A 13,227-nucleotide genomic window follows, 5' to 3' on the forward strand; every position below is an offset into this window, starting at 1 on the left:
ACAAAAAGTCCTGAGCCACGACTCGTTCGTAAACGATGTCGCGACTCAGGACAACCGCGGAGACGGAGGGATTTGAACCCTCGGTCCCCGTGAGGGGACTCCACCTTAGCAGGGTGGTGCACTAGGCCTGACTATGCGACGTCTCCAGGCATTCGACGGCCGAAGGCGCGCGAATGCACTCCGCAAGTGTAACTGCTCGGCGCCGGGCGATCGAACCGGCATCCGAACGTGCAGGGGGCGTCCGCGCGATGCAAGTCCTCGGGCCGCGCCAGAACGATCCAGCGCAGCCACCTGGCTATTGCTCGGGGACGGTGCAGGTCACCTGCGCGGCAGTCTGGCCCGCAATGCTCGAGGGCAGCTCGACGCGCTCCTCGGTGGCGGGGGCGGTCACCGAGGGAGATGCCGAAGGCGACCCGGACGCGGTGGGCGACGGTGTCGCGGTCGGGGCGACGGCCTCGCCGGTGACTTCGACGCCGTAGCCCTGGCTTGCTTCCCCGGTGAGGGAGATCGGCACGTTGTCTCGCAGCGCGGCGAACAGCTCGTCGGCGGCGTACGTCACCGGCAATACACGCGATGCTCCTGCGCCGTATTCGGTGGGGTACTGCACGAACACGATGTCCTCGTAGGGCACGTCGCGCACGGCCATCGCGATCTGCACCATGAGAGTCGGGTTCGCCAGCGACTGGCTGAGCACGAGCTGGCCCTGGCTGACCTGCGAGATCGCGGTCGTCGCCAGTGAGAAGAGCGCGCCGGGATTCCCCAGCACGTCATCGCTCTGCAGTTTGCGCACCATCGACGACATGAACTGCTGCTGGTTCGAGATGCGTCCGAGGTCGGAACCGTCGCCGATGCCATGGCGGATGCGCAGGAACTGCAACGCTTCCACGCCTTGTAGCGTGTGCTCACCGGCGGCGAGGGTCAGCCCGGTGTGCGAATCACTGATGTCGCCGGCGACACAGACGTCGACGCCGCCGATCGCGTCCGACATGTTGATGACGCCCGTCCAGCGCACCGCGGCGGCGAATTGGATGTCCTCACCCGTGAGTTCCTCGACGGTCTTGACCGTGCAGGCCAGCCCGCCGTACATGTACGAGACGTTGAGCATCTGCGCGCTCATCGCCGAGTACTCGCCTTCGCCGTCCTCGCGGGCGCAGGCGGGGATCGGCACGACCATGTCGCGGGGGAACGACACCACCGTGACCCGGCGCGGCTCGTCCGAGATGTGCACGAGCATCGTGACGTCGTTGCGCTCACCGTCGGTGTCGCCGGCCTGGCACGCGCCCGACAGGGCCGCGTTCGCACCCTCGCACGAGTCGGTGCCGACCAGCAGCACGTTGACGCCACCCTCGATCGCACCGAGCGACGGCGGGATGGCCTCGTCTTCGTCGAGCACCACCGCGTTGTCGCTGACGGACTGAGCGGCGTTCCACACCGCGAACGCGCCGATTCCGAGGCCGCTGACGCTCAACACCGCGACGACGACACCGAAGATCGCGAGGATCGTGAGAAGCGGATGCCGGGTGCTCAGCACGCCGTGGCGCGCGATCGGAGGGCGGCCTTCCGGCCGAGGTGCGCTTGCCATCAGCCCCTCAGGTTTCCTGCGGAGCATGTCTCATCCGCGGCGGATGTGCCGGGGATGGAGTCGGGAAGCTCGACGGTCGCATCCGTCGTCGGAGCGTCGGTCGACCCAGGAGTGGGGGTCGTCGTCGGGGTCGGTTCGTCGGTCGGCTCGACCGTGACGACACCGCCACCGCGGTTCGGGTCGTTGGTGACCTCGATCGGCCGGTTCTCGGCGAGCGCCGTCCACAGTTCCTCCGCTGCGGCGTAGTTCGGCACAACGCGGTCGGGGTCAGCGGGGTCGGCGAGCACGGGGTACTGCACGAAGACGATCTGGTCGAACGGAACATCCTTCACGGCCAGCGCGATCTGCACGAGCGTCAGCGGGTTGGTGAGACTCTCACTCGGCGTGACGTTCTCGACGGCGGTCGTCGCCAGCCGGTAGAGGGTACCGAAGTCCGACAGCACCTCTTCGCTGACGAGCTTTCGCGCCAACCGCGACATGTACTGCTGCTGGTTCGAGATGCGCGCCAGGTCGCTGCCGTTCTCGAGGCCGTGGCGAGTGCGCAGGAACTGCAGCGCCTCGATTCCCTGGACGTTGCGCATACCCGCCGGCCAGTCGATTCCCGTGTAGTAATCGCGGATCCCGCCATTGCCGATGCAGACGTCCACGCCACCGATCGCGTCGGTGATGTTGATCACGTTGCCGAAGCTGACCTTCGCCGCCATCGGGATGCTCTGACCACTCAGCTGCGAGACGGTCTTGGCCACGCACGACAAGCCGCCGTACGACCACGCGGTGTTGATCTGCTGCTTGCTCATCGCCGACGTGGTCGACCCGTCCTCGCGGGTGCACGAGGGGATCGGCACCATCAGGTCGCGCGGGAACGACACCACCGTCACGCGGCGCGGGTTGTTCGAGATGTGGACGAGCATGTTCACGTCGTTGAGTTGGCCCGCGGCATCCGCCCCGGTGCACCGCTCACCGAAATAGCTCGCGTACTCGGGTTCGCACTCATCGGTGCCGACCACGAGCATGTCGACGCCGGTCTCGATGGCGCCGATGTCGGGCGGAGCCGCCGACTGCCCCTCGAGTTCGACTGCCTCATCGGCGAAGCTCGCCGTGATGTCATACGTGGCGTAGGTGGCGACACCGAAGCCCGAGACGAGCACGACGGCGACGACGACCGCGACGATCTTGAGGAACTGCGCGAACGGGTGCGGCGACGTCAACGCGCCGTGCCGTGCGAGCGGACGACGGCCACGCCTCGGAGGCTTGGTCGTCGGATTCATTCGGGTCCTCTCAGGGGCGATTTCCCGCATGTGGCGGAGGGTGTGGGATTCGAACCCACGGGACATTGCTGCCCACTGGTTTTCAAGACCAGGTCCATCGGCCGCTCGGACAACCCTCCCAACGGATGCCGCAACATCCGTCGAACAGGCGACGAGTCTAGCCGACGGCACCGTCTGGTCGATTCTGACAGCGGCGGCTGTGCAAGATCTGAAAGACCACGCCGAAGCGCCTGATTTCGTCAGATGCCGTGAAACCGCAGATCAGAGCTGGGTAAGGATGGCGGCGACTCCGCCTTCGTCGACCGAGAGAGTGATCTCGCCCGCGGCATCGCGAACTTCTTGCGGCCCCTGCTCCATCGCGACGGCGCGCCCGCCGTGTGCCAGCGCCCAGGCGAACATGCCGAGGTCGTTGCGCCCGTCGCCGATGACGAGCACGTCTGTCGGCGCGATGTCGAGGGCGGTGCGTACCCGCTCAAGCCCGGTGCCCTTGTCGACGTCTTGCGGCGCGATGTCGAGCCACGCGGTGTAGCCGACGGCGTACGACACCTGGTGCAACCCGATGCGTTCGACGAGGTTGAGGAAGTCGTGCGACCCCTGATCGGGCGCGACGACCACGACACGGCACACCGGCCCGCGGCTCAGCTGGTCGAAGGGGACCCGCTCGGCCTCCATCAGATTCCAGTCGTCGAGATAGTCGGTGTACAGCCGGTGCCCGTCGGGCAGTTCGACGAGGTAGCGCGCCTCGGGCAAGTGCTCCCGCAGCAACGTGAGCACCTCGCTGGGGTCGAAGGTCTCGATGTGGAACCGCTCGTATTGGAGGTCGTCGGCATCCAGGCGGCGCAAGACGACGGCACCGTTCGAGCAGACGACGTACTCGGGCGCGATGCCGAGCACACGCAAGACACCGCGGGTTCCCTCCCAACTGCGTCCCGTGGCGATCATCACCTCGTGACCGGCTCGCTGTGCGTGCGCGACGGCGTCGACGACTCCGGGGCTGAGGCTTTCGTCCTCGAGGATCACGGTGCCGTCGATGTCGAGCGCGATCAGCAGGCGGGCGGGCGGATGCTCGGCGACCTCGTCGACGACCTCGGCCGCGGCATCCGGTGTCACAGCCTCGATCTCACCGGACTCGGGGACGCGCGTCACGCCGTCGGCTCCATGATTTCGAGGCCTCCGAGGTAGGGCCGCAACACCTCGGGCACGGTCACCGAACCGTCGGCGTGCTGGTGGGTCTCGAGGAGCGCGACGATCCAGCGGGTCGTGGCGAGGGTGCCGTTGAGGGTGGCGACCGGCTGCGTCTTGCCGCTCTCGGGGCGGAAGCGGATGTCGAGCCTGCGGGCCTGATAGGTCGTGCAGTTCGAGGTGGACGTCAGTTCACGGTAGGCGCCCTGGGTCGGAACCCACGCTTCGATGTCGTACTTTCGCGCGGCGCTCGAACCGAGGTCGCCCGCCGCGACGTCGATCACCCGGTAGCTGAGTCCGAGATCCTGCAGCATCCGTTCCTGCAATTCGACGAGGCGCAGGTGCTCGGCCTCGGCGTCGTCGGGGGTCGTGTAGACGAACATCTCGAGTTTGTTGAACTGGTGCACCCGGATGATGCCGCGGGTGTCCTTGCCGTACGACCCGGCCTCACGGCGGTAGCAGGTCGACCATCCGGCGTAGCGCTTGGCCCCGCGGCCCAGGTCGAGGATCTCGTCCATGTGGTAGCCGGCCAGCGGCACCTCGCTCGTGCCGACCAGATACAGATCGTCGTCGTCGAGGTGGTAGACCTCGTCGGCGTGCTCGCCCAAGAACCCGGTGCCCCGCATCACCTCGGGGCGCACGAGGGTCGGGGGGATCAATGGGGTGAACCCGGCCTGCAGCGCGCGGTCGAGCGCCAGTGACATCAGGGCGATCTCGAGCCGAGCACCGATGCCGGTCAAGAAGTAGAAGCGACTGCCCGAGACTTTGGTGCCGCGTTCCATATCGATCGCGCCGAGCTTCTCCCCGAGCGCGAGGTGGTCCAGCGGCTCGAAGTCGTACGACGGCACGTCACCGTGGGTGCGGAGTGTGACGAAAGACTCCTCACCACCGGCCGGTACGCCGTCGATGACGATGTTCTCGATGCGCGACAGTGCCTCGTCGGATGCCGCTTCCGCCGCCGTGACGGCGTGCTGCGCATCCTTCACCCGGGCGCTGAGGTCCTTCGCCTCGGCGACGAGCGCCGGCTTGTCTTCTTTCGGAGCCTGGGCGACCTTCTTGCCATGGGCGTTCTGCGCCGCGCGGAGTTCTTCGAACGCCGTAATCGCCGCTCGCCGAGCGCGGTCGGCTTCGAGCGCCTGGTCGACGGTGTCGGGAGACGACCCACGCGCCTCCTGCGAGCGCTTGACCAGGTCGGGATTCTCGCGGAGCACAACAGGATCGATCACGCCCCAATCCTAGCCGCGCCCCCCACGTCGGCAGGGGCCTGGCGGCCCTAGTCTGTTACTCATGGCGAACGCCGAAGATCCGCACACTGATTCTCCCCGCGATGAGGGTGCCGTTGCGGGTACTGACGCGCCCGACCCGGAACAGGCTGCGGCACCCGACGACGTCATCCACGAGCCAGAGGACGTCGCACCGGATCACTCGGGTCACGGCGGCGACGCCCGACGCGTCGATGAGGAGGGCGACACGGCATCCTTCGCCGGCGGCGGCGAAAGACCGACACCCAAAGCCGCGCTGGTGTACAACCCGATCAAGACCGACGGCGACGCCCTGCGCGAACTCGTCGGCCGCGAGTCGGAGAAAGCCGGCTGGGCGGAGCCGCTCTATTACGAAACCACGGTCGACGACCTCGGAGACGATGTCACACGCGAAGCTCTGGACGCCGGCGCGACCGTCGTACTCGTGGCCGGCGGCGACGGCACGGTGCGTGCGGTGTCCGAAGCGATGTCGGGCACCGACGTGCCCCTGGCGATCGTGCCCAGCGGCACCGGAAACCTGCTCGCCCGCAACCTTCACCTCCCCCTCACCGACCCCCGCGCGATGGTGCGCGCGGCGTTTCAGGGCGACACACTCGCGATGGACGTCGGGTGGGCGGCCCTCCGTCGCGCCGACGGGGAGCGCGTCGAGCACGCGTTCGTCGTCATGGGTGGCATGGGCTTGGACGCGGCGATGATCGCCAACACCAACCCCGACCTCAAACGCACTGTCGGGTGGGTCGCCTACGTCGACGGCGCCGCGCGGTCGCTCGCGAACGCCAAACCGTTCCGGGTCATGTACCAGCTGGTCGGCCACCGCCTCCATTCGGTGCGGGTGCAGAGTCTGCTGTTCGCCAACTGCGGATCCCTGCCCGCGGGCCTCGAACTGGTGCCGGACGCATCGATCACCGACGGCGCGCTCGACATCGTCATCGTGCAACCGAAGGGCCCACTGGGCTGGATGTTCGTCTGGCGCCGCGTCGCATGGGACAACAGCGTGCTCCGACGCTTCCGCGCGGGTCGACGCGTGTTGGCGTTGCGGACCAAGGACAACGCGATCATCTACTCGCGTGGTGGCGGCATCGATGTCGCGTCGTCCGAGGCGCACCCCGTGCAGCTCGACGGCGACGAGTTCGGCGAAGCCGTCGAGATCCGAGTCCGCGTCGAGCGCGGTCACCTGCGGATTGCCGTGCCCCGCGGCCACGCCGTCGACGGGCTCTGACCCGCCGTCGTCACCCCCCCACCCCCATCCGTTTGTGCGGAGTACCGGCCGCTCCCGGCGACCGCGTTCCGGCCCTATCTCCGCACAATCACCCCCGAACGCCCCACCCCGCACGACCCACCCCCTGAGTCGGTTGTGCGGAGTTCGCGCCGCTCCAGGCGAGCGGGATCCGGCATCTCATCCGCACAAACGGCCGTGGGCGGCTCCTGCGCAGGCGGGGGTGCAGTGTTCCCCATCCACAGGGAAGGTGAGGACGCGTGAATCCGCCGCTCGGGTGGGCCAGCCTCAGCGGATGCGCACCCCGAAGCCCTTGCCCGAGATGTTCCGCGGTCGCGACTTCACCGTCGCCGAAGCGAAGGTCGCGGGTATCTCCTCGAGCCGACTTCGCCGTAGCGACCTCGATGCGCCGTTTCGCGGCATCCGCTCGCCCACAGGTTCACTTTCGACTGCCGATCTGACGCATGCCGAGAGTGCCGAGAACTACTGGGATGCCCTACGAGCGATGGCGCTCGCGCGCGCCGCGGCATACGCGCCGGCGCTCGACCCGCGCGCCGCCTTCAGCCACCTCACCGCGGCGAAGGCGCACGGGTTCCCGCTCCGCTCCGCGCAGATGCGCGACCTCGAGGTCCATGTGTCGACGGCGACGCGCGAGGCGCGTCCGAGGGCGCGCGGCGTGACCGCGCACTTCTCGCCCCGCGACCTACGCGCCGTCGTCATGGCTAGCGGACTGCGCGTGACGACACCGGTGCAGACCTGGGTCGCTCTCAGCGGCAACATGAGCACCGTCGAACTGGTCGGAATCGGCGATCATCTGCTCCGACGCAAGCGCCCGGATGCCACACTCGGCCAACTGCAACGAGCGGTCGATCGCGCCGCGGGGCGGCACGGTGTCAAGCGGTTGCGTGAGGCGCTGGAGTTGATCCGGCCGAGAACGGACTCGGTGCGCGAGACCCAAGTTCGCCTGCTGCTGACCGACGCGGGCCTTCCCGAGCCGCGGGTGAACGCGCCCCTCCACGATCTCGAGGGACGTTTCATCCGGCACGGCGACATGGTCTACCCGGAGTATGGGGTTCTGGTCGAGTACGACGGCGAACAGCACCGCACAGACGACGAGCAGTACCACCGCGACAAGCGACAGCTCGAACAGCTCATCGCCGCGGGATGGATCGTCGTGCACGTTCTGAAGGCCGACATGCGCGACCATGCCGGCGTCGCACAACGTGTCCGCCGTGCCCTCCACGCGCGCGGATGGCGCTGACCGCCGTTCGTGCGGACGATCTGAACACATGCGCGTGCTGTTTGTGCGGAGATCTTGCCGCTTCGACGACGTGGAGACGCCCGGAACTCCGCACAAACGGCTCGGGGGCGGGGAGTGCGGGGTTGTCAAGGCGGTGCGGGGTGGGGAGCGCGACGGCGAGGATGGGCGGATGGCATCCCCCTCGATCGTCTGGTTCCGTGACGACCTCCGGCTCGCCGACAACCCGGCCCTGCGGGCAGCGCTCGACCGCGACGAGCCGGTCATCGCGTTGTACGTGCTCGACGAAGAATCCGACGGCGTCCGCCCGCTCGGAGGCGCCGCGCGATGGTGGCTGCATCACTCTCTCGCGTCGCTCGCTGAGCGCCTGCTCGAGCGCGGAAGCCGCCTGGTCTTGCGCCGCGGCTCGGCCGCGCACGCGGTTCGGGAGGTGGTCCAGGATGCGGGGGCGGGCGCAGTCTTCTGGAACCGCCGCTACGGCGGGCCCGAGAGCGCGATCGATGCGGGGCTCAAGTCCGACCTGCGTGCGGAGGGTGTCGAGGTCGCCTCCTTCGCCGGGTCACTCTTGTTCGAGCCGTGGACCGTCGCCACCGGATCCGGCTCGCACTACTCGGTGTTCACCCCGTTCTGGCGCGCGTGCCGCGCCCTGCCCGCGCCGCGGGAGCCGTTGCCCGAACCGCGGGAGGTCCCCGGGCCGGAGCGACCCCCGGCATCCGATCGGCTCGAGGATTGGGGTCTGCTGCCGACGGGCCCGGATTGGGCGGGTGGCCTGCGCGACACGTGGGAGCCGGGTGAGCCGGCCGCCCGGCGACGCTTACGCGAATTCCTGAGCGACGACCTCGCCGAATACGATCGCGCCCGCGACGAACCCGCTGCGGGCGCGACGTCGATGCTGTCCCCGTACCTGCGGTGGGGCGAGGTGAGCCCGTACACCGTCTGGCACGAATCGGTCGGCGTCGACGGCGCGGGCGGCTTCCTCACCGAACTGGGATGGCGCGAGTTCGCCTGGCACACGCTCTTCCACTTTCCCGACCTGGCGACGAAGAATCTCCGCACCGAGTTCGACGCGTTCGCCTGGCCCCGCCTGAAGCCGGCACACCTGAAAGCATGGCAGCGGGGACGCACCGGCATCCCGCTCGTCGACGCCGGAATGCGCGAACTCTGGCACACCGGCCACATGCACAACCGCGTGCGGATGGTCACGGCATCGTTCCTCGTGAAGAACCTGCTCATCGACTGGCGACGCGGCGAGCAGTGGTTCTGGGACACACTGGTCGACGCGGATGCCGCCAGCAACCCGTTCAACTGGCAGTGGGTCGCGGGTTCAGGAGCCGACGCAGCGCCGTACTTCCGCATCTTCAATCCCGAGCTGCAGGCGAAGAAGTTCGACCCGCACGGCACCTACATCGGTGAATGGCGGGGTGATGCCGACCTCGAGCCGATCGTCGACCTGCGCGAGACGCGCAACGCCGCGCTGATGGCCTACGAGGACGTCAAGAGCGCGGCTCCAACGAGCAAATGACGAGACCCCGCGTCGGGGGTGACGCGGGGTCTCGAACCGCCTTGAGGGGGGTTTCGGCGGTCTTCCAGGAGCCGGGTTCAGGGGGCCTCGGCTCCCGGGGCCTAGCGGCGGCGGCGTGCCGCCACGGTCAGGCCGGCTCCTCCGGCGATCACCGCGAACCCGGCGACGGCGGCCGCGATGAGTGCGGCGGTGTCCTGCCCGGTCTGCGGCAGCTCAGTGGCGGCCGCCGTTCCGTCGGTCAACGGGAGCTCGGCCGGAAGCTCGGGATAGCTCGGGTCCACGGGCTCGGTCGGAACCTCCGGGTCGACCGGCTCGACCGGAACCTCCGGATCCACCGGCTCGACCGGAACCTCCGGATCCACCGGCTCGACCGGAACCTCCGGATCCACCGGCTCGACCGGAACCTCCGGATCCACCGGCTCGACCGGAACCTCCGGAACCTCCGGATCCACCGGCTCGACCGGAACCTCCGGATCCACCGGCTCGACCGGAACCTCCGGATCCACCGGAACCTCCGGCTCGCAGCCGTTGCCGACCGGAGGTTGGCCGCCCTCCCCGTAGTGCTCGTCGTAGTCGCCGATCTGGACCCACTCGACGCACACAGACTCCGTGTCGTAGCCGAAGGCCTCCCACGGCAGGAACGACTCACCGATCCACGCACCCGAAGGCTGGTTGTTGCGCGACTCGAAGTGAATGCCGCGGTTGCCTTGGTTGGCACGCACGTTGACGTGCCCGCCGTCGGTGAACACCGCACCGTCAGGCAGCGTGATGCCGGATGTGCCGACCGTGTACGGGGTCGGGGCATCCGAGCCCGCTGCCAGCGCAGGTGCCGACGTGATGAGCGCACCGCCGGCGCCGAGAAGCAGAGACAGCGCGCCGACCGCCGCCAGGCGACCACGCGCAGACGTGTATACAGACATGTTGTTCTCCCCAGACGCACCCCAAGTGCGTCCCGTGGGGACGACACGCGTCCACGGTGTGGACACCCCATCGCCCCCGGATGCCGCCGTCGGCGCCCAATCGCCGTCGGTACTGAGGCCCCACGCCTCGGCATCGCACACCTATTCGAGCACCGCGCGCACGACACTGACGGGGATATCGGCGAGAACTACCCGGTCAGTGCTCCCGCGCGCCGCTCTCCCCTACCCGCCGACTACCCGCGCGTGCCGGAGGCCGGCGATGTACGACCGGCCTCTGCGTCCGGTGTCACGTCGATCAGGGCGCCGATCTCCTCGGCGCGTTCGACCGCGCGTGCCCGCGTGGCCACGCCGAGGGCCCGGTAGGCGCGCGCAAGGTGGTACTTCACCGTGTTCGCCGAGATGTGCATCCGCTCGGCGATGAGCGGGTTCGTGAGGCCCATCGCGGCGAGCGACAGCACCTCGCGTTCACGGCCTGTGAGCGTCGGGGACGGATGGTCGGCGAGCATCGCCTGCTCGGGTTGGGGCAGCGCCCGCCTCAACACGACCGTGCCTCGTTCGTCGATGAGACGCAGAAGGGCGATGACATCCGATCGGGGCAACATCAAGACCGCTCCGCCGAGACTCTGCATGCCGATCTCCCGGCCTGCTCGCTCCATATCGGCGATCGTCTGAGACTCCCGGCCCTGTCTCAGGTGCGCGGCGGCGAGGACCACCGAGAGGAACCCGACATGCCGTGCCGTGACCCGGTCGCGCGCAACGCGTGCACCGACGGCGACGACACCCTCGTTGTCGCCCTGCCACAGCAGGCGATACGCCTGCGCCAGATTTCGGCGAGGAGATGCGGGGTCCATCCGCGCTTCGGCGCGCAGGGCGGAGGCCATGTCACCTGACGCTGCAGCGGCGAGGCTACGCATGAGCAGTCGGGTGTCGCCCACAGCGGTCGTCGGCGTCGTCGACAATCCGACGCGCTCGACGGTGTCGAGGAACTCGCCCGCCCACGACGGGTGTCCCGCGGCAATCAGCATCGTCGCGTGCACCGACACCAGCGGACCCAGCGAGTACGGGTCGGGGAACATCCCGACCGCTTCTTGGCTGCGCATCAACCCCTCTTCGGGATGCATCGCGTCAAGAGCGAGGCAAGCCTTCGCGACGAAGAGCATCGCGCGCCACATCCCATCTCCTGCTTGCGGGTCGGAGGCAGCACCGCTCGGCGCGCGTACGGCGCCGCGCGAACCGGTGATCTCGGCGACACACATCAACCCGATGTCGGCCATGCGCCACATCGGTGAGAACGGGTCGTGTGTCCGCGCCCGGGTCACGCGACACATCCGCGTCGCTGCTTCGTACTCGTCGAGCACGAGAAGCAATCCGGCGAGGTCGATCGCCGCCGTCGCGATCCGTCGGTCCTGCTCCTCTCCGAGCCGAGGACCGAGGTCGTCGATGAGTGCGGTTGCGCGCAGACCGATCTCCACGGAATCGGCACCGCGGTCCGCGAGCCCGAGACACAACGCCTGAAGCACCAGGTCCCGCGCGCGGCGCACGGGGTCGGGCGAGCGGTGAGACGCGAGCGAATCTGCAGCGGCTCGAAGATCGGCGTCCATCGAGCGGATGTCGCCGGAGACACGGTATCGGCCGAGGGCCACCAAAGCCACCAGTGCCGGGTACCCGCGCATCTGGTTCCACCGCCGCGAAAGGTCCGTGTTCCGGCGCGTGACGATTCCCGCGAGCGGTCCGGTCAGCGAAACCAGTGACAGCCCACGCGTGTCTTCCTCCGCCTCGGCGTAGCGGTCCTCGCTGATCAGCTGCACGATTCGCTCGAGCGCGCGCTCCATGTCGATGGTGTCGTCCTTTCGCCACGTAAGCCCAGGCGCGTCCCCGCCGATCCCGACCCTAGCGCGAGCCGCCGGAATGTTCCGACGCCGGGACGCGTTCTGGCACGACGTGATGCCAGACATGCCCCGCCCCGCTCTTTCCGTCCTCGACCTGGTACCCGTGAGGTCGGGGCAGACGACGGCGCAGGCGGTCGCGGCATCTCTCTCGTTGGCGGCCCACGCCGACCGTCTCGGGCTGCGCCGCTACTGGTTCGCCGAGCACCACAACATGCCCGCCGTCGCCTCGACCACCCCACCCGTTCTGATCGCCGCGACGGCCGCTCGCACCTCACGCATCCGCGTGGGATCCGGCGGTGTCATGCTCCCCAACCACTCCCCCCTCGTCGTGGCAGAACAGTTCGCCGCGCTCGAAGCGATGGCCCCCGGGCGCATCGATCTGGGTCTCGGGCGTGCCCCCGGCAGCGACCCCGTCATCTCGCAACTCCTGCGTATGTCGGGGACGACGAGCGATGTCGAACGGTTCCCCGAACACGTCAACGACATCGTCTCGTTGGTCTCGCCCGACGGCGCGACCGTGCGATTCACGTCGGGGGGAACCTACGACGTACACGCGACACCCGCCGCGACGACCACACCCGAGGTGTGGCTGCTCGGCTCGAGCGACTACTCCGCCCAGCTCGCGGCATCCCTCGGCATGCCCTACGTCTTCGCGAACCATTTCTCGGGCGCCGGGCTGGAGCGCGCCCTCGACCTCTACCGTTCCGGGTTCCAGGCCACGGCGCAGAATCCGGCACCGCGCACGTTCCTGACCGTGAACGCCGTGGCGGCGCCCACGCAGGACGAAGCCGAGCAGCGTGCGCTGCCGCAGCTGCGGATGATGGCGCGCCTGCGACAGAACCGTCCGCTCACCGCGCTCGAGACGGTCGAGCAGGCGCAGGCCGCGGCATCCGAGTTCGACAGTATGGGCGAGCAGATCATGTCGGGTGTTCGCCAGACGTGGTTCGTCGGCACCGGCGAGTCGGTCGCCGCCGAGGTGCGCACGTTCGCCGACAGGTGGGGTGTCGACGAGGTCATGCTCTCGCCCGTCTCGGGTTCGTTCGATGACGAGCCGATGGATGCCGCGCCCGGCCGGGTACAGACGCTGGAACTCGTGACCTCAGCCCTCGGCGACTGAGTGCGGCGCCG

The 13,227-nt window shown here is 68.6% G+C and carries 10 protein-coding genes and 2 tRNA genes; 4 read left to right on the forward strand and 8 right to left on the reverse strand.

The window, feature by feature from the left end:
• Window positions 1-57: 57 nt before the first annotated feature.
• The 6 genes from ACFQZV_RS01000 to serS form a co-directional block, all read right to left on the reverse strand.
• A tRNA-Ser gene (locus tag ACFQZV_RS01000) sits at window positions 58-146 on the reverse strand.
• Window positions 147-295: 149 nt separating this feature from the next.
• Window positions 296-1,582, reverse strand: coding sequence for an LCP family protein (locus ACFQZV_RS01005; protein ID WP_378751382.1), 1,287 nt, complete (start codon window positions 1,580-1,582; stop codon window positions 296-298).
• A complete protein-coding gene (locus tag ACFQZV_RS01010; protein ID WP_378751384.1) occupies window positions 1,582-2,850 on the reverse strand; it encodes an LCP family protein in 1,269 nt (422 codons plus the stop codon). The genes ACFQZV_RS01005 and ACFQZV_RS01010 overlap by 1 nt, the downstream gene beginning before the upstream one ends.
• A gap of 31 nt (window positions 2,851-2,881) precedes the next feature.
• Window positions 2,882-2,969 (reverse strand) — tRNA-Ser (locus ACFQZV_RS01015).
• A 142-nt stretch (window positions 2,970-3,111) separates the two neighbouring features.
• Window positions 3,112-3,996, reverse strand: a complete 885-nt coding sequence (locus ACFQZV_RS01020; protein WP_378751386.1) for an HAD hydrolase family protein — start codon at window positions 3,994-3,996, stop codon at window positions 3,112-3,114.
• On the reverse strand, window positions 3,993-5,258 hold the full coding sequence (gene serS / locus ACFQZV_RS01025) for a serine--tRNA ligase (RefSeq protein ID WP_378751387.1): 1,266 nt from the start codon (window positions 5,256-5,258) through the stop codon (window positions 3,993-3,995). The genes ACFQZV_RS01020 and serS overlap by 4 nt, the downstream gene beginning before the upstream one ends.
• Before the next feature lie 61 nt (window positions 5,259-5,319).
• On the opposite strand from serS, the gene ACFQZV_RS01030 reads away from it, so the two are divergent.
• From ACFQZV_RS01030 to ACFQZV_RS01040, 3 genes are all read left to right on the forward strand, one after another.
• The gene (locus tag ACFQZV_RS01030) at window positions 5,320-6,513 is read left to right on the forward strand and encodes a diacylglycerol/lipid kinase family protein (RefSeq protein ID WP_378751389.1); all 1,194 of its coding nucleotides are present in this window, start codon (window positions 5,320-5,322) and stop codon (window positions 6,511-6,513) included.
• A gap of 292 nt (window positions 6,514-6,805) precedes the next feature.
• On the forward strand, window positions 6,806-7,771 hold the full coding sequence (locus ACFQZV_RS01035; RefSeq protein WP_378751391.1) for a hypothetical protein: 966 nt from the start codon (window positions 6,806-6,808) through the stop codon (window positions 7,769-7,771).
• Between the two features lie 169 nt (window positions 7,772-7,940).
• The gene (locus ACFQZV_RS01040; protein WP_378751393.1) at window positions 7,941-9,290 is read left to right on the forward strand and encodes a cryptochrome/photolyase family protein; all 1,350 of its coding nucleotides are present in this window, start codon (window positions 7,941-7,943) and stop codon (window positions 9,288-9,290) included.
• Between the two features lie 101 nt (window positions 9,291-9,391).
• On the opposite strand, the gene ACFQZV_RS01045 is transcribed toward ACFQZV_RS01040, so the two are convergent.
• The gene (locus ACFQZV_RS01045; RefSeq protein ID WP_378783231.1) at window positions 9,392-10,210 is read right to left on the reverse strand and encodes an LPXTG cell wall anchor domain-containing protein; all 819 of its coding nucleotides are present in this window, start codon (window positions 10,208-10,210) and stop codon (window positions 9,392-9,394) included.
• A 233-nt stretch (window positions 10,211-10,443) separates the two neighbouring features.
• The gene (locus ACFQZV_RS01050; protein WP_378751397.1) at window positions 10,444-12,042 is read right to left on the reverse strand and encodes a helix-turn-helix transcriptional regulator; all 1,599 of its coding nucleotides are present in this window, start codon (window positions 12,040-12,042) and stop codon (window positions 10,444-10,446) included.
• 121 nt (window positions 12,043-12,163) lie between these two features.
• On the opposite strand from ACFQZV_RS01050, the gene ACFQZV_RS01055 reads away from it, so the two are divergent.
• Complete coding sequence (locus ACFQZV_RS01055) at window positions 12,164-13,216, forward strand: LLM class flavin-dependent oxidoreductase (protein WP_378751399.1); 1,053 nt, start codon at window positions 12,164-12,166, stop codon at window positions 13,214-13,216.
• Window positions 13,217-13,227: the final 11 nt, after the last annotated feature.

The organism is Microbacterium koreense (assembly GCF_042677105.1).
Lineage (GTDB): Bacteria > Actinomycetota > Actinomycetes > Actinomycetales > Microbacteriaceae > Microbacterium > Microbacterium koreense.